Origin of the sequence: Pseudarthrobacter sp. H2 (genome assembly GCF_050157045.1) — a bacterium.
GTDB lineage: Bacteria > Actinomycetota > Actinomycetes > Actinomycetales > Micrococcaceae > Arthrobacter.
Genome location: NZ_CP189594.1, coordinates 23,765 through 40,135, shown reverse-complemented (window position 1 = coordinate 40,135; position 16,371 = coordinate 23,765). Strand labels below are relative to the sequence as shown.

Genomic DNA, 16,371 nt, shown 5'->3' with positions numbered 1-16,371 from the left:
ACTGCTCGCCCCGCCGGTGGCCAGCGGTGCGGTGACGGGCAACGCAGTGGGGCAAACCGGGGCGCAGCTGATGGCCGCGTTCCCCGCGCGCGGGGTCGGCCCGTCGTGGCCTTCGACCTGTGATGATCGTTCTGCGGTGCTGGCCCGCGTGCTCGCTGCACCGTTCAGTTTGGAGAATCCGAACAGCCAGCGGATCCGCCGCACGGGAGTGCTGGCTGTCCTGGGCTGGCTGGCCGATTTCCCCGGCGGGAACTGGCAGCAACGGTGGCAGGCCAGCGGCGCGGAGGCTGCGCCCGACTGGCGGGACTTGTTCATCGGCGAGGCCGCCGGCCGGGGGCGGAACGCTCCTGGTGAGCCGGCACCCCACCTGAGCATCGGCCTGATGGTGTTGATCTGCGCTGATGTGATCCGTCCGGGCCTGGACTGGCTGTTGCGTTTCGCCCCGGCGCGCCGGGGATTGGCCCCCGAGATGGCCCGCACCCGCGACAGCAAGGCGTTCGCCGACTTGAACCAGGCCTGCACCGACGCGCACCTGGAACCGCAAACCAGCCAACAGGCCCTGACCCGGATCGCAGTCATCATGGCCGCCAAGGGAGGCCCGATCTCGGCGGTGAGGGTCGGAGACTGCGTTGAGCTGCTTGCGACCGTCACCGGTATCGGCACCAGTACCCGGCTGCAGACAAACGCGCGCAGCCCGCTGTTCTATCAACTGCTGCGCCACCATGTCTGGGGCGAGGATGCGCCCGCCGCCATTGAAATGTTCTCCGGCAACGGCCAACCCACGTGCGAGCAGCTGATCGACCGCTACAACATCAAGTGCCGACCGGTCCGGGACGTGCTCGTGGATTACCTGCGGGAACGCCAGATGGCGATGGACTTCTCCTCATTGCAACGCACCGCCTACCTGCTGGGCAAATTGTTCTGGGCCGACCTGGAAGCCCACCAGCCAGGGATCGATTCACTGAAGTTCTCGTCCGAGGTCGCCGCGTCATGGAAAAAGCGGGTCATGACCCGTGCCCGCACCAGCACCTCTGCCAACGGGGAGCAGATCCAAAGGACGTCGGCACGGCTGGATGGACGCAGCGTCTTTTCTGCCGTGCGCGCCTTCTACCTGGATCTGGCCGAATGGGCCGATGACGACCCTGCACGGTGGGGTCCGTGGGCGGTGCGTTGCCCGGTCAGCGCCACCGATGTCTCCCACAAAAAGACCGGTTGGCCCGTAAATCACGCACGGACCAACGCACCCGCGAACGGCTGCCGGTGCTGCCGGCGCTGGTCTCGTGGGTGCAGGCCGAACGGGCACGCACCAGTGACCTGCTCGCCGCCGGCGAACGCACCACTGCCGGTGAACTTTTCACCGCTGCAGGCCAAACTTTGCGCCGCACGGCCATGAAGACCGAAGCCACAGGCCGGGTCTGGGCCGAGGACCCGGAGGGCGGACCACGCCGCGATCTGACCTTCGGAGAGCACCGTGGTTTCTGGACCTGGGCCATGGTCGAGGTGCTGCGCCACACGGGCATCCGCATCGAAGAGCTCGGTGAACTCTCACACCACAGCCTGATCCAATACCGGCTGCCCGACACGGGGGAACTGGTTCCTCTTCTGCAGATCGCCCCATCCAAGACCGACGCCGAGCGAATACTGGTCATCTCACCCGAACTCGCTGACGTGCTCTCCCAGATCGTCTCCCGGATCCGCGCCGGGCAACCGCATGTTTCGCCGGTAGTGTCCTACGACAAAAACGAACGCGTCTACAACCAGCCCCTGCCCCTGTTGTTCCAATGGCGGCGGCGTCTGGACAACCGGGCAGTTTCAGAAACCGCGTTACGCACATACCTGGACCACGCGCTGGAGGAACTCGGCATCAAGGACGGCGCCGGCAGCCCGATGCGCTACACCTTCCACGACTTCCGCCGGATCTTCATCACCGATGCGATCATGCACGGCATGCCACCGCACATCGCCCAACTCGTCGCCGGACACCGCGACATCAACACCACCATGGGATACAAGGCCGTCTACCCCGAAGAAGTCATCAACGGCCACCGTGAGTTCATCGCCCGCCGCCGCGCGCTGCGTCCGAGCCAGGAATACCGCACCCCCACCGACGAGGAATGGTCCGAGTTCATCGGCCACTTCGAACACCGGAAGGTTTCCATCGGTGACTGCGGCCGCTCCTACGACACGCCCTGCATCCACGAGCACAGCTGCCTGCGCTGCCCCCTGCTGCGGCCCGATCCCACGGCCAGACCCCGCCTGGCACAGATCCGCGATAACCTCATCGAGCGCATCGCCGAAGCCGAGTCCCACCGCTGGCTCGGAGAAGCCGAAGGCCTCAAAGTCAGCCTCGCAGGGGCCCGAGCCAAACTTGCCGAAATGGACCAAATAACCGAGCGCCGAAACACGACCCAACTCGGCATGCCCACCTTCACCCAAGCCGCCGGCCGCACCAACATCAGCCCACCCGGCCCCCGAAACGGACAGTAATATGGACGATTTCCCCGCAATTTCTTAGTTCGGAGAAGACAAGCTCGACGCGCTCTGGCTGGCCAAGCTGAACGAGCGGGGCATGCTGCGCCCCTCGTTTGTCCCGCCCGTCCAGTTCAGGCAACTGCGCGACTACACCCGCCTTCGGACGGACCTGACCGTCGAACGCTCCCGTCACGTCCAGCGCGTGGAGAAACTGCTGGAGGATGCGCTGATCAAGCTCTCGAGCGTGGCCACGGACATCATGGGCGTTTCCGCACGCGCGATGATCGAAGCGCTGATCAACGGCGAACGTGACCCCCATGTTCTTGCCGGCCTGGCCAGGGGCCGGCTGCGGGTCAAACACGCCGCGCTGGTCCAGGCACTCACCGGCCGGTTCGATGACCACCACGCGGACCTGGCCCGGGTCCTGCTGAGCCAGATCGATGCCCTGTCCGGTCAGATCGAGCACCTGAGCACACGGATAGAAGCACTGATCGCAGCAATCCCAGCAGCGCAGGGAGTCGACCCCGACGGCACCACCGGCCCGGACGCAGGCACCGGAGCCGACGCCGCCCTCCTGCCGGCCATCGCACGCCTTGACCAGATTCCCGGCATCGGACCCGGCGCCGCACAAACCATCATCGCCGAGATCGGCCTGGACATGACCCAGTTCCCCACCGCAGGACACCTGACCTCGTGGGCCAAGTTGAGTCCCCGCGCGAATCAGTCCGGCGCCAGGAACCGATCCGGTTCCCCGGGCAAGGGCAACCCCTACCTCAAAGGTGTCCTGGGCGAGGTCGCCTCCGCTGCTGCCAAGACCAACACCTTCCTGGGGCAACGGTACCGCCGCCTGGTCAAACGGCTGGGCAGGCTCAAGGCCCTGGTCGCTGTCGCCCGATCCATCCTGGTCATCATCTGGCACCTGCTCGTCGATCCCACAACCAGCTACATCGACCTCGGCCCCGATTTCTACGACACCCGCATCAACGCCAATCGGCAAAAGCGCAATAACATCCGCCAACTCGAAGCCCTCGGCTACAAAGTCACCCTCACACCCGCGGCCTGACACCCATCCGGCTTCATACCACCGCCAGGCCGCCGGACCACGACGGGGTGCAGCAGTGCGCCCGCCGCAGGCAGGTCACCTCCATTTTCCGATCAGACCAACACCTTCCTGGGGCAACGGTACCGCCGCCTGGTCAAACGGCTGGGCAGGCTCAAGGCCCTGGTCGCTGTCGCCCGATCCATCCTGGTCATCATCTGGCACCTGCTCGTCGATCCCACAACCAGCTACATCGACCTCGGCCCCGATTTCTACGACACCCGCATCAACGCCAATCGGCAAAAGCGCAATAACATCCGCCAACTCGAAGCCCTCGGCTACAAAGTCACCCTCACACCCGCGGCCTGACACCCATCCGGCTTCATACCACCGCCAGGCCGCCGGACCACGACGCGGTGCAGCAGTGCGCCCGCCGCAGGCAGGTCACCTCCATTTTCCGATCAGCGAGTCACGCCAGCACCAACGGGGGCGAAGCGGACAGCCTTCTATCAAGCCATCAGTGCGGGCAGGCTGCTCCCGGGCCCACCGGCCGGACAGGTCGTCTATAAGACACCGCCAGGGGGCGGGTCGATATGAAGGGATTCACGCCCGGCAGTCCCGGAAAGCAGTCTGCCAACCAGCCTCGGGCTGGTCACTACCTATTAAAGATATGACTGGCGGTGGGCCGGGTCCCTGACGAAGCGACTGGAACCCCGGATTCAAAGAGTTCGCGGGTTGCCCGTCCCGGGCCTTTTGCACGTAGATGCGGTCCTTGTTGTCTATGAAGCAGGACCGACGGGATCCGGATTGGCCCGGCTACTGGTAGGTGCGGGCATCGAGTGTCTGGTCGCGGCACCCTCGAAGCTACAGCGGCCGCCCGGAGACCGGGTGAAGACGACGTGCCCGCGATGCTGAGCATCCGGCCCTGTTGGCCCTGCTGGGGCAAATAACACGCCTTCAGCGCACGCTGACGCGCGGGCGGCGGGTGCCGACGCTCCTCAGCTGCTATTGCGTGATTGTCCATCCTCCGTCGACCGGCAGGAACACGCCGTTGATGTAGGAGCCGAGCGGCGAGAGCAGGAACAGTACCGCATAGGCGATGTCATCCGGGCTCGCCATGCGCGCGAGCGGGATGCGCTTGAGAACGGCGTGCCCGCGGTCACTCTCGACGAAGCCCTGCAATCGTGGGGTGTCCGTCATGCCTGGCGCCACGCCGTTGGAGCGGAACTCCGCCGCCCGGTGGGCGGCTGCGTGCCGCACATAACCCATCAGCGCAGCCTTTGAAGCCGAGTACCAGTCGACCTCTGTGCCGACGAGGTTGCCGGCGACCGATGTGGTCACCACCATCGCGGCACCGCTGGGGAGCCCGCCGGCCGCCCACGCCTCGGTGAGCCGGCGTACGCTGCCGACGCTGATGCGCAGCGCGTCGTCGAAAGGCAGTGGCGCGGCCGACGATGGGCCTGCGTTGTTGTGCAGGTATCGTAGCTCGCCCAGTGCGCCGTGCGCGGCCTCGAGGCCTTTCGCGACGACGGTTTCATCGGTGACGTCTCCGACCACCGTGTGCACGTCGCCGCCTGCGGCACGGATCAGCGCAGCAGTCTCCGCTAATCCGGCCGCGTTCAGGTCCCAGGCGCTCACGTGCAACCCGAGCTGGGTTGCCCGCAGCGCCGTCGCGCGGCCGATACCGCTTCCAGCGCCCGTGATTACGATGGCGTCGCCCGGATAGAATCCGAAGTCTGGTGCGGTCATGGGATGCTCCTTTGCATATGAACCAAGCATTTGCTTGCGTTTTACACTATACTCAGCATTGCCCCGTGGCACAGCGACCGCCTGGCCACCTGTGGTACTTCACGAAGGCGAGGAGCACACATGACGGCCGCCCCGACAGCAACTTCGAATGGCGAGAGACGCCCCCCGGCGCATCAGCACACACAACGGCTGAGCTACGCCGACACCGACCCCGCTGGAATCCTCTACTACGCAACCTGGTTCCCCCGCATGGAGGCGCTGCAAACCGAATGGCTGTTCCTTCACGGGTTCCGGCAAGACACGCTTTTGGAGCGATTCGGCTGGTGGACGGTCTCGCGTGCGACGCGCTGCGATTATCTCGAGGCGGCTCGACTCTTCGATGAGATCACGATCGAACTACGCGTTGGTGAGATCGGCACGTCCTCGGTCCGCTTCGACTTCGAGATGTGGCGCTGTGCCGACGACACGCTCGTTGCTACGGCCTCGAACTGGCTTGTCACGGTCTCACCCGATCAGCGACCCATTCGCATCCCCGAGATCCTGCGCGAGCGCCTGGCCGCCGAAGCCTGATGGCCCGGCCGGCGGCCAGGCGGTATTCGGCCCTGGATACATCGCGATCATATCGGTCGCTAGGTGCGTGGGTCAGTAGTGAGGGTGCCGGTTTTTAAAACGCCGGCAGATTAACCGGGGCCGGTTGGGGGTGGCTGGGAGAATCGGGGTATGGATACCGGTTCTTCCGCGCAGGATGGTTTGTTCGACGAGTCGCTCGTGGAGCGGGTCGGGCAGCCCACCGATGTGCCGATGGATGCCAACGGCGGGGTCAACAAACGCTTCAAGGCCTTCGAGCCCGATGCGGTGATGCTGGTCCCGCCGTCGCTGGATGAATGGTTGCCCCAGGGCCATCTGGCCCGGTTCATCGCCGAACTCGTCGACGGGGAACTGGACCTGACCCGGTTTTATGCTTCCTACGCCAAGGCCAAGGGCCAGCCGCCGTATGATCCGCGGCTGATGCTGCGGATCCTGCTCTACGGGTACTGCGTCGGGGTAAGGTCCTCGCGGGAACTGGAAAAATCCTGCACGGACGTGGTCGCGTTCCGCTGGCTGGCCGCCCAGCAGGCCCCGGATTTCCGGTCCATCGCCCGGTTCCGCGAACGCCACCTCGCGGCGCTGGCCAACGTGTTCCTCCAGGCCCTGGAGCTCTGCCGGGCCGCGGGCATGGTCTCGCTGGGCCATGTCGCACTGGACGGGACGAAGGTGCGTGCCAACGCCTCCCGGCACAAGGCCATGAGCTATGCCCGGCTGACGGAGAAACAGAAGGTCCTGGCCGATGAGATCAGCGACCTGATGGCGGAGGCCAAGACCGTGGACGCGGCCGAGGACGCCCGCTTCGGGCCGGGCAAACGCGGCGATGAACTCCCGGCCGAACTGGCCAACCGGGCCCGGCGCGCCGCCGCGATGAAGACCGCCCGGGCATCCATCGAGGCTGAAGCCGCGGACAAGGCGCGCCGTGAGGCCCAGGAGAAGGCCCGGTCCCGCGGGGACGATGACGGGGATGTCTCCGGCAAGGGCGATGCCGCCGCTGCCGCGGCGGTGCCCAAGCCCACCGCCCAGCGCAACTTCACCGACCCCGACGCGAGGATCATGAAGACCGCGGACGGTTCCTACCACTACTGCTACAACGCCCAGGGCGTCGTTGATAAAGATCACCAGGTCATCGTTGCCACCGAACTGACCAACACCGCGGTGGACGTCCAGCAACTGGTCCCGATGGTCAAGAACGCGCAGGACACCCTGGAAGCCATGCCCGGGAAGTGGAGCGCCGACGCCGGGTACTGCTCGGCAGCGAACCTGGAACACGTCAAAGACCTCGAAGCCGGCGCCGGCACCGAGTTCTTCATCTCCACCCGGCGGATGAAACACGGACGCCCGGTCCCGGACTCGCCCAGGGGCAGGATCCCGGCGGACGCGACCCTGGCCGAGCGGATGGCCCGGAAACTGAAAACGAAGAAGGGCAAAGCGGTCTATGCCCGGCGCAAAGCCATCGTCGAACCGGTCTTCGGACAGATCAACACCCGCCAGGGCAAGCATGTCCTGTTGCGCGGGCTGGAGAAGGCATCCGGGGAATGGAAGCTGATGGCCGGCTGCCACAACCTGCTCAAACTCTTCACCTACCGCACCGCCACGGCCTGAACACGGCCGGGACGATGCCCCGGGATCAAACCTGCAGCACCGGACCGCGCCCCGCGGGAGCCTCCCAGGCTTCCTTCCGCGAAAACGCCCGGAGACCGGCCCCCTTCCACGAAAAGGCGGCCGGCCTCTGGACCATCACGACTCAAACCAGCGGAACCGTCAAACCACTACCGACCCACGCACCTAGCCCATTCCGGACCAGCTCAAGGTGCATCTCGGTCTGATGAAGGGCCGAGTGCAAGAAAAAGCCTTCGAGGTGGTCCCAGCCGACGGTCCAGTGCAAGCGCCGCGCGAATTCCCACACCGGGGCGTCGCCCAGCTCCGCAAGCAAGGTCGCGACGGAACGCGTGCGGCGCAGGTGATGTCTGGCGATGGCATCCGCACGCGCGGCAAGACCCCGGAAGCGGAACTCGTGCCCGGGCAGAACCTCGTAGTCGGCGATCGGTCTCAGGGCCCGCAGCGAGCTGAGATAGTCACCGAGTGGCTCATCGCCGGGAAGAGTCCCAAGCCCGATCCCCGAGTAGATCTGCGGTAGAACGTGGTCACCGCTGTAAACGACGGCGCGCTCGTGGTCGACGAAGCACAGGTGCCCTCCCGTATGGCCGGGAGTCGCGACAGCATTCAGCCGGTGGCCGTGCAGCTCCAGCGTGTCGCCGTCGCCCAGGAGCAGGTCCGGCTCGATATCGGAGTACAGCGGGGCACGAGCAAAAGATGCAATGAGCTCCGCACGGCGCCCTTCGGGCACGCCCCAGGAGTCCAGCACCCGGGCGTAGTCCGCCGGATCGCGATGTTCCGGGCTGAGCTGGTGCGCGAGCACCGCGCGTTCCCTGCGGGAGAGCACGATCGTTGCTCCCGTGATGGCCCTGAGTCTGGCCGCGATTCCGAGATGATCGGGGTGGTGGTGAGTGACGATGATCGTCTCGAGCTGCTGCAGCGAGAGACCGATCGCCCCCAATGAGTGACGAAGCGCCTCCAAGTTCTCCGGCGAGTCCCAGCCCGGATCGACAAGGTGGAACCTCGAGCCGACGCCGATCAGAACGTAGCTCAGCGTGTGACTGATGCGCCCCTCGGGTATCGGCGCAGCAATTGCCCACACGTCATCCGCAACACGCTCAGGCCGGGGCAGTTCACCGGCCTGCAGCGCGGTCACCTGCGCGGTACTCGTCGGGCGGATGCCGCTTGCTACTTGGCTACTCATGTCAAGGACTCTAGCAAGCGCTTGGCCAAACCTCCTTAAACCTTTACCCTTTTCGTAGTAAACGCTTGTTCACCAAGGTCACTGAGACGATCGGAAACCACAACATGCCCGGGAACCGCCCCCTAAGCGCCCAGGGACTCGCCATCGCCATCCTCGCCGCGACTGGGATGCTCACCTCATTGCAGTTCACGCTGGTCGTGCCCTCTCTGCCCGCGATGGCCACCTCACTGGACATCTCCACCAATGACGCGGCCTGGCTGATAACGATCACGCTTCTCACGGCAACAGCCGGGACGCCCATTCTTACGAGGATGGCCGACATGTACGGGAGGCGCCGACTCCTCCTGATTTCGCTCACCCTGCTCGTGCTCGGCTCGGTGATCGCGGCCCTCGGGATGACGTTCCCAACCGCACTGATCGGGCGCGCCCTGCAGGGCTTCGCCACCTCGATCATTCCCATCGGCATCAGTCTGTTGCGCGATCAACTCTCGCCCGAGCGTGCAAGCTCGGCCATAGCGCTCATGAGTGCCACGCTCGGCATGGGATCGGCTGCAGGGCTGCTACTCTCTGGCCTGCTCAGCCAAAATCTCGGGATCGCGGCACTCTTCTGGTTCTCGGCGATCGCCGGAACGATCGCCAGCATCGGCGTACTACTCACCGTAAGCGAATCAGGTGCACACACCGGCGGCAGATTCGACCTCGTCGGGGCGATGATTCTGACGATCGCCCTCACCTGCATCCTGCTCGTCATCTCCAAAGGGCTAGTGTGGGGGTGGACCAGTGGCCGGTTCCTCTCGGTTGCCGCAGTGGGAATCGTGGCTCTCATCGTCTGGGTGCCACTGCAGCTGCGACATCCGAACGCCGTCATCGATCTGAGGACCTCGTTTCGACGCCCCGTATTGCAGACTAATCTAGCAACGTTCTTCGCCGCGGCCGGCATGTTCGGCAATCATCTACTCACCGTGCACGAGGTTCAGGCGCCGGTCGGTACCGGAGCCGGGCTCGCCCTGAGCCCGATCAACGCCGGACTCACAATGATCCCGGCGGCCATCGCCATGGTCGCGCTCGCCCCGGTGGCCGGACTGCTGTTGAAACGCTTCGGCGGGCGACCGGTGCTCGCACTGGGCTCGCTAATCATGTCACTGTCCTTCGTTTTCCGACTGCTCACTCATGACGAGCTGACGACCGTGATGACCGGGGCGACATTGGTGGGTGTCGGCACGGCGTTGAGCTTTGCAGCGATGCCCACCCTCATCATGAGTTACGTGCCCCCCACCGAATCAGCATCAGCCAATGGCATCAATTCACTCGTCCGCTCGCTCTCTGGAGCTGCGGCGAGCGCGGTCTTTGCATTACTCGTCTCGGTATTCGCCGTCAGCGCCGGCGGCGCCGAGTTCCTGAGCGATACCGGCCTCACCATCGCTTACACGGTGATTGCGGCGAGCTGCGGTATCGCCGCACTGCTGGCCATCCTGCTGCCGTCCACACGATCGGAATCAGGCAATGTCGCAACCTAGCCGGAGCAAACGCGCGGCCATCGTCGATGCGGCACGGCTGCTGTTCGCCGAGGGAGGCTTTCACGGGGTGACGATCCGCCAGATCGCCGCGGAGGCCCAGGTCTCGCCCGCTCTTGTGATTAAACTCTGCATGAGCAAGGCGGGGCTCTACGCCGAGGCAGGGCTCTCCGAAGTGCCGATTACCGATCTGGATCTGCCGCCCTCCCAACTCGGCGCCGCCTATGTGCGCCGGATCGAACAACGCAGGCGCAGTGGGGCGCCCGAACCCCGGATCAGCCCGTCCAACACGATTCGCAACGCAGAGAACCCTGCCGCCGAACGCGAGAGGATCAACAGCGATTGGGTAGGCGCGCTCGCGGCCCACATCGAGGATGGCACGGAAGACCGCGTTCATGCCGGGGCTATCGTCTGCCTGCTCGTCGGTTTCGCGGAAGGCCTGCGGACCATTGGAGTGGCCGAGAATGACGCGGCGGCCGATACACTCGCCGGGTACTACGGCGAGCTCGTGCAGCAGGCGATCGATCGCGCCGCGGGTGAGTAGTCAGCCGCGCTCCGCGCGGAAGTGCACCGGTGTGCGGGCGAGAAAGCCCTCACGCGCCTGGGCATACTCGGGCCGTGTGAGCAACTGCGACTGAGTCTCAAGCTCCCGTTGCGTGGCCGAGTGCAACGCAGAAGCCTCCGCCGCCCGCAGCAGATGCTTGGTCTCGGTCACCGCCGCTCGGGGTGCGGCGCGCAGCTGATCGGTCACCGCGTGGACACGAGCCACAAGAGTGGCATCAGGCACGACTTCGCCCACCAGTCCCCACTCCGCGGCGAGGGCTGCCGGAATCCGTTCCCCACCGAATGCCATCCGTGCAGCACGGATCCTACCGGCTCCCGCAACGACGGCGTGAGTCGCACCTCCGTCGGGAATCAGGCCAAGGGGCAGGAAGGGCAGTAGAAAGAATGCCGACTCCGCGGCCAACACCAGATCACAGGCGAAGGCGATTGACGCCCCGACGCCGGCGGCCGGGCCATTTACCGCCGCAATGACTGGCGCGGGAATCGCGGCGATCAACAGGACAAGCTCCCCCGCCGCGGCGACGGTCGCCGCGCTGACATCGGTGCTGAGATCGGCGCCGGTGCAGAAGGCACGTCCCACTCCGGTGATGACGATGGCGTCGGCTTCCCTAGCACCGTCAATCGCATCAGCGAGGGCTGCGATGGCGGCGGTTGAGAGCGCGTTGAGCGTGTCCGGTCGGTTGATGCGCAGCCAGGTGACACCCCGGCTGGACTCGATGTTGACATAGGCACCTGTGGATAACATGCGCTTTACCTCCGCTTCCGCTTCGTTGCTGGTTCAACAACGCTACCAAACTAATGCTTGGTATCATTGATCCCATGAACAATGACGTTGACCCTGTACAACCCGAGACCAGGGCACTCTTCGCGCCGCTTACAATTCGCGGCACGACGCTTCAGCACCGTGCGGGGGTCTCTCCCATGTGTATGTACGCGGCCGCCGACGGCATGGTCGATGACTTCCACCTCGCGCATCTAGGGCGTTTCGCCTTGGGCGGTGCTGGTCTCGTGATCGTCGAGGCGACGGCGATCGACCCGCGTGGCCGCATTTCACACCATGACCTGGGCCTCTGGAGTGACGCGCAGATCGACGGTATGCGGCGGATCGCCGGCTTCCTGAGCACGCACGGTGCGGTGCCGGGCATCCAGCTCGCCCATGCCGGCCGCCGCGCCTCGGTACGCGAGCCGTGGTTCGCCGGCGCCCCGTTGGACGAATCGGATGCCGCAGCGGGCCGGGCCCCGTGGCCGGTCATCGGCCCCTCGGCGATCCCGGCCGGGCCCGGGTGGCAGGTTCCGAGCGCACTTGACGCACACGAGATCGCCGAGTCCATTGGCCAGTGGGTTGCCGCCGCCGAGCGCGCTGTCGCAGCGGGTTTTCGCCTCATCGAGCTTCACGGCGCGCACGGATACCTCCTGCACTCCTTCCTCTCGCCGGTGTCGAACACACGCAGCGACGGGTATGGCGGCGATGCCGAGCGGCGCATGCATTACCCGCTCGAGGTGATCCGTGCGGTGCGTTCGGCGCTCCCCGAAAGCGTCATCCTCTCGTACAGGGTTTCGGCCGTCGACGGGGTATCGGAGGGTGGCTTGACCCTCGATGACGTCGCCGAATTCGCCCGGCACGCCGTTGCCGCCGGCGTTGACATTATCGATACCTCTTCGGGAGGTATCAGCGTCGATCGCTCCACTGATACCCGTGTGCGCCGCGGGTTCTCCTTCCACGCCGACTTCTCTCGTCAGCTCAAGGCGCGCACCGGCGCGATCGTCGCCTGCGTTGGCCTCATCGTCGACCCGGAGCAGGCCAGCCGCTTGATCGAGGCGGGCGACGCAGACATCGTGCTGCTCGGCCGCGAGATGCTGGACAACCCGAACTGGGTCCACCATGCGCGTCGCAGCCACGCTGCAGACGAATTCGACCATTGGGATCCGCGTTTCGGCAGCGCACTCGGGCCGAGACTGCGCACACTGCGCCGTCTCGCCGAGACAGGAGAGACTCCCCTGACACGCTTTGCGCAGCACGCGGGCCAATAAGTCGCCCGGACCGCAGCTGTGACTGAGGTCGTGACCATGGAGCAGTCTCCGCCTCAGAGGGCGAAGAGCTCGCGCGCCCATTCGCCGCCCGTAAGCAGGCGGTTATCCCGGCTGGCCACGCGCCAGCCGGCCTCGGTGCGCACAAGATTCCAGCGATTGGCGCTCACACGCTCAGCTACCCAGGTCTCGCTGCGGCGGACGAGCACGATGGAGTGATTCGCAGCGACGGCTGTGTCGCCCTGAATCCGTACCGAGGGCGCGCTGAGGACATGGGCGCAGCCGGCAGCCATCAGCCCGCGGTGTGATTCCAGCTCGACCAGGCCGGCGATGTCGGGATGCTGGAGCCTCGTCGCATCGAAGGTGTACGTTCCGCCATCGGCCCAGAGCGAGCCGATCCCCTCGCCGTTGCCGGCATCCGCGTACGGGCCATAGCTGGCAATGAGTTCGGCGATAGACGCCCGATCCTCCAGCGCCCGAATGCGCCTCTCGAGATCGCTCACCAGTCCTGCCACGGAATGATTGTGCGCAGCGCCGACGAGAAGAGTACCTCCCCCGCTTGCCGCGGGGCGTCGGGTTCGGCACTGATCCTGTGCTCTGCCCGCTGGATCGCCGCAGCGGTTCCAACCGGATCCTCATCGAGATAGAGCACGCGGATGCGCAACTCCCCTGGCTGTTCGGTCAGCGTGCCATCGAAAGGCAATGTGGTGTGCCGCTGCGGGTGACTGAACGAGAACGTCCAACCCCCCGCCACTCCATCGACCTCGAGCAGCTTAGGGATCAGCCGGGTGTCTTCCCAACCGAAGTAGCTGTGCGCGTCTTGTCCGTGCGGCTCTGCATAACGGGTGAGGGTGATGTGCAGCCCGCGGTTGGGCCGATACGGCAGAACATCTGGGTCCACCAGCACTCGGGGTGCCGCATAGCCCTTGACCGGGCGGAAGAAGGCGAGAAGCGAGCGCTGGACGCCGGGAATGATCGGTCCACGACCCCATTGGAAGGACGCCTCACCGAGACGGTCCCATGCCGCGACACTCTCGTCAACCGGAGAGCGGAACCAGTACATCGCCACGTAGTCGGTGCCCCCGAACGTGCCATCGCTCAGACTCTCCGCCTCGGGCCCTGCCAGGCGTGCCCACCGGTCTCCCCACGCCACACCGGGGAGCGCGAGGTTCTCCGGACGATGGTCAAGCTGGTGCCAGCGATTGTATGCACCGTGCTGGGAAGCATCGGCGAGTTCAACGAATGAGAAAAAGGCCAGGTCGGCGAGCATAGGAATCCTTTATCTAGCGCTTGTTTGGTTACTATAGCAAACCTCCATGGAGTCTCTCTGCCTCCGTCGTGTCTGCCCGCCGCGCCGCCTGGCTCGTCGACCGGGGCGACGGCGGCGCGGAGTCGGCACCACTCGTTGCTGCCTGGTGGCATGGGGAGGCCTGCGCGTCGTGCACGCGACCCAGCACTTGCACGGCATATCTGCACTTTTCAAGACGGGACTCAACGGCGGATTGCGGAAGCGCCTCGGTTCGGCGCATGCAGCTACTGACCAGGGGCCCGAATGATTCGTCGTTGGGTTGCAGCGGAGATGGCTGCGGTGCGGTTGTCCACGCCAAGTTTTCCGTAGATGTGCACCAGGTGGGTTTTAACGGTTGCCTCGGAGATGAAGGTCTGTTTTGCGATGGCCCGGTTGGACAGCCCGGTCGCGAGCAGCTCGAGCAATTGGATTTCCCGTGGGGTGAGTGCCGGAGCAGGATTCGCGATCCGGTCCATGAGCAGGGCCGCTATTTTGGGAGCCAGGGCAGTCTGGCCAGCGGCGGCCGATAGAACCGCCTGCCGGATCTGTTCGGGCGGTGCATCCTTGAGCATGTAGCCGCTGGCGCCTGCCTCCACAGCGGCCAAAATGTCCGCATCCGTGTCGTAGGTGGTCAGGATCAGGACCGGCGGGGCCAATTCCAGCAGCCTGATCTGGGAGGTCGCGGTGACTCCGTCCATGCCGGAACCCATTTGCAGGTCCATGAGCACGACATCGACCGGGTCGCCCAAGGTTTGCAGCCGTTTCAGTTCCTTGAGTGCTGCGTCGCCGTCAGCTGCTTCCGCTGCTACTGATATGCCCTCGAATTCGGTGAGCATCGCCCGCAGCCCGGCCCTGACCACGGGATGGTCATCAACCAGCAGAATGCGGATGTCGTTCATCGTTCTTTCCTCTCAGGCACGTCGTGCAGTGGCAGGCGGATAGCCACCACGATCCCTTCCCCATGTGCTGATTCGAGTTCGAGACTACCTTGCAGCTCGGTTACCCGTTCCTGCAGGGACGTTATCCCGAAACCGCTCCCGTCCGTCCGGGCATTCCTATGGGCGGCCAACCCTGCGGGGTCAAAGCCGACGCCATCATCATAGATATCCAGGGTGACTTCGCTGCCCAGAAATGCGACGGTCACGACGGCGTTGCTGGCTTTGGCGTGGTCCCTGACATTGGCGAGGCTGGCCTGGGCGGCCCGGAGCAGGGTCACTCGGTACGGTTGCGGCAGTCCAACGGGGTCACCGTCCAGTTCAAACCGGCACCGCAACCCTGAGCCCCGGGCCGCAGCGCTGGTTTCGGTACTCTCGCAGAGCCGGCGCAGGCTCTCCACCAGAGAGGATTCGTGCAGGTGCGGGGAGGAGAGTCCGCGGACAAAATTCCGGGCTTCGGCCAGGTTCTCCGACGCGGTCTGCTGCACCAGCGCGAAGCGTGCGGCAGCGGTGGCTGCATCTCCGTCGGCAAGCGATTTTTCCCCTGCGCGGGCCACCAGCACGATGCTGGACAGCCCTTGGGCGAGTGTGTCGTGGATTTCCCGTGCCAGCCGCCCGCGCTCGGCCAGGACGCCGGCTTCGTGCTGGGATGCTGCCAGCTCCGCGCGGGTCCGGCGGAGCTCATCGGCTGCACGGCGCTGGTTCTCCGCCTCGCGGTAGAGCGCGCGGTAGGCCAGTCCGGTAACGACAGAGAACGCCGCACCGAACAGGGGACCCAGAACGACTGCCAGATGCGGGACGGTCAGCCCGCTGACAGCCCACTGGGCGGCAATCACCGCCGCCGTCATCATCGCGATCGTCAGCAGCGCAATCCGTCGTGGGAGCAGGTGCAGGTGGAGGAAAAAGAGGGGGAAGGCCAGCCAGGCGAAATCGGCGCTCCCGGCCAGCAAGATGGCCCACAGTGCGGTGACGATTCCCAGCCACAGGACCCCGTAGCGGCCCGGATCGAAACCCGTGCTGCCGGCGGCGAAGCGCTTTTCCAGGATGGTGCCGGTCAGGTAGACCCCAGCCAGAACAAGCGCGGTCCCGGCCCAGACATACCGCAGGGGGTCCCCGCCACCGAATACCAGCAGCCTCAGGATAGCCACGCCCAGCAGGGCGGCGAAGCCGACGTGGAACGTCACTCTCAGGACGCGCAGGATCGCAACGGAAGGTGCAGCGTCCAGGCCGCCGAGCAGGGCGTCGTCGGGTCCTATGGGACCGGCCTTGTCTGGGGGACGGAGTGGTTCTGTGGCAGGCATTGGATCAGCTTATGCGTGCCCGGCCCGGGCTGGATCAACCAAATGGTTGACCCGGGGATCAACCATTCTTCCGCCGCCTATCAACCGACTGCG

Annotated in this window: 15 protein-coding genes and 1 pseudogene; 8 read left to right on the top strand and 8 right to left on the bottom strand. The window is 65.4% G+C overall.

Annotated elements, in window-relative coordinates; all coding sequences use genetic code 11:
* Positions 1-70: 70 nt before the first annotated feature.
* The 3 genes and pseudogenes from ACQCSZ_RS00195 to ACQCSZ_RS00185 form a co-directional block, all read left to right on the top strand.
* Positions 71-1,393 carry a hypothetical protein gene (locus ACQCSZ_RS00195; RefSeq protein WP_427006164.1) on the top strand — a complete coding sequence of 441 codons (1,323 nt, stop codon included), beginning with the start codon at positions 71-73 and terminating at the stop codon, positions 1,391-1,393.
* Positions 1,390-2,487 carry a tyrosine-type recombinase/integrase gene (locus ACQCSZ_RS00190; protein WP_427006163.1) on the top strand — a complete coding sequence of 366 codons (1,098 nt, stop codon included), beginning with the start codon at positions 1,390-1,392 and terminating at the stop codon, positions 2,485-2,487. The genes ACQCSZ_RS00195 and ACQCSZ_RS00190 overlap by 4 nt, the downstream gene beginning before the upstream one ends.
* 49 nt (positions 2,488-2,536) lie before the next feature.
* A pseudogene (locus tag ACQCSZ_RS00185) lies at positions 2,537-3,535 on the top strand (IS110 family transposase); the annotation flags it as partial.
* A 75-nt stretch (positions 3,536-3,610) separates the two neighbouring features.
* On the opposite strand, the gene ACQCSZ_RS00180 reads toward ACQCSZ_RS00185, so the two are convergent.
* Both ACQCSZ_RS00180 and ACQCSZ_RS00175 read right to left on the bottom strand, forming a co-directional pair.
* Positions 3,611-3,835 (bottom strand): hypothetical protein, encoded by a 225-nt coding sequence (locus ACQCSZ_RS00180; protein ID WP_427006162.1) that lies wholly within the window; start codon positions 3,833-3,835, stop codon positions 3,611-3,613.
* Positions 3,836-4,516: 681 nt separating this feature from the next.
* On the bottom strand, positions 4,517-5,260 hold the full coding sequence (locus tag ACQCSZ_RS00175) for an SDR family NAD(P)-dependent oxidoreductase (RefSeq protein ID WP_427006161.1): 744 nt from the start codon (positions 5,258-5,260) through the stop codon (positions 4,517-4,519).
* A 120-nt stretch (positions 5,261-5,380) separates the two neighbouring features.
* Between ACQCSZ_RS00175 and ACQCSZ_RS00170 the strand changes: the two genes are divergently transcribed.
* Both ACQCSZ_RS00170 and ACQCSZ_RS00165 read left to right on the top strand, forming a co-directional pair.
* Entirely contained in the window at positions 5,381-5,830 is a 450-nt protein-coding gene (locus ACQCSZ_RS00170; protein WP_427006160.1) for an acyl-CoA thioesterase, read from the top strand.
* A 231-nt stretch (positions 5,831-6,061) separates the two neighbouring features.
* Entirely contained in the window at positions 6,062-7,450 is a 1,389-nt protein-coding gene (locus tag ACQCSZ_RS00165; protein WP_427008449.1) for an IS1182 family transposase, read from the top strand.
* Positions 7,451-7,592: 142 nt separating this feature from the next.
* Here ACQCSZ_RS00165 and ACQCSZ_RS00160 read toward each other — a convergent pair whose 3' ends face one another.
* Positions 7,593-8,648, bottom strand: a complete 1,056-nt coding sequence (locus ACQCSZ_RS00160) for an MBL fold metallo-hydrolase (protein ID WP_427006159.1) — start codon at positions 8,646-8,648, stop codon at positions 7,593-7,595.
* 65 nt (positions 8,649-8,713) lie between these two features.
* Between ACQCSZ_RS00160 and ACQCSZ_RS00155 the strand changes: the two genes are divergently transcribed.
* Complete coding sequence (locus ACQCSZ_RS00155) at positions 8,714-10,165, top strand: MFS transporter (RefSeq protein ID WP_427006158.1); 1,452 nt, start codon at positions 8,714-8,716, stop codon at positions 10,163-10,165.
* Complete coding sequence (locus tag ACQCSZ_RS00150) at positions 10,152-10,706, top strand: TetR/AcrR family transcriptional regulator (protein WP_427006157.1); 555 nt, start codon at positions 10,152-10,154, stop codon at positions 10,704-10,706. The genes ACQCSZ_RS00155 and ACQCSZ_RS00150 overlap by 14 nt, the downstream gene beginning before the upstream one ends.
* Here the strand turns inward: ACQCSZ_RS00150 and ACQCSZ_RS00145 are convergent, their stop codons facing one another.
* Complete coding sequence (locus tag ACQCSZ_RS00145) at positions 10,707-11,471, bottom strand: enoyl-CoA hydratase-related protein (RefSeq protein ID WP_427006156.1); 765 nt, start codon at positions 11,469-11,471, stop codon at positions 10,707-10,709.
* A 74-nt stretch (positions 11,472-11,545) separates the two neighbouring features.
* Here ACQCSZ_RS00145 and ACQCSZ_RS00140 point away from each other — a divergent pair, with 74 nt between their 5' ends.
* Positions 11,546-12,757 (top strand): NADH:flavin oxidoreductase/NADH oxidase, encoded by a 1,212-nt coding sequence (locus tag ACQCSZ_RS00140; protein ID WP_427006155.1) that lies wholly within the window; start codon positions 11,546-11,548, stop codon positions 12,755-12,757.
* Positions 12,758-12,810: 53 nt separating this feature from the next.
* On the opposite strand, the gene ACQCSZ_RS00135 is transcribed toward ACQCSZ_RS00140, so the two are convergent.
* The 4 genes from ACQCSZ_RS00135 to ACQCSZ_RS00120 all read right to left on the bottom strand — a co-directional run bounded on the left by ACQCSZ_RS00135 (position 12,811) and on the right by ACQCSZ_RS00120 (position 16,278).
* Positions 12,811-13,257: a nuclear transport factor 2 family protein gene (locus ACQCSZ_RS00135; RefSeq protein ID WP_427006154.1), complete on the bottom strand. Its 447-nt coding sequence runs from the start codon at positions 13,255-13,257 to the stop codon at positions 12,811-12,813.
* Entirely contained in the window at positions 13,254-14,024 is a 771-nt protein-coding gene (locus ACQCSZ_RS00130; protein ID WP_427006153.1) for a hypothetical protein, read from the bottom strand. Before ACQCSZ_RS00130 ends, ACQCSZ_RS00135 begins: the two co-directional genes overlap by 4 nt.
* A 263-nt stretch (positions 14,025-14,287) precedes the next feature.
* Positions 14,288-14,941 carry a response regulator gene (locus ACQCSZ_RS00125; protein WP_427006152.1) on the bottom strand — a complete coding sequence of 218 codons (654 nt, stop codon included), beginning with the start codon at positions 14,939-14,941 and terminating at the stop codon, positions 14,288-14,290.
* Positions 14,938-16,278, bottom strand: coding sequence for a sensor histidine kinase (locus ACQCSZ_RS00120; protein WP_427006151.1), 1,341 nt, complete (start codon positions 16,276-16,278; stop codon positions 14,938-14,940). Before ACQCSZ_RS00120 ends, ACQCSZ_RS00125 begins: the two co-directional genes overlap by 4 nt.
* Positions 16,279-16,371 lie beyond the last annotated feature (93 nt).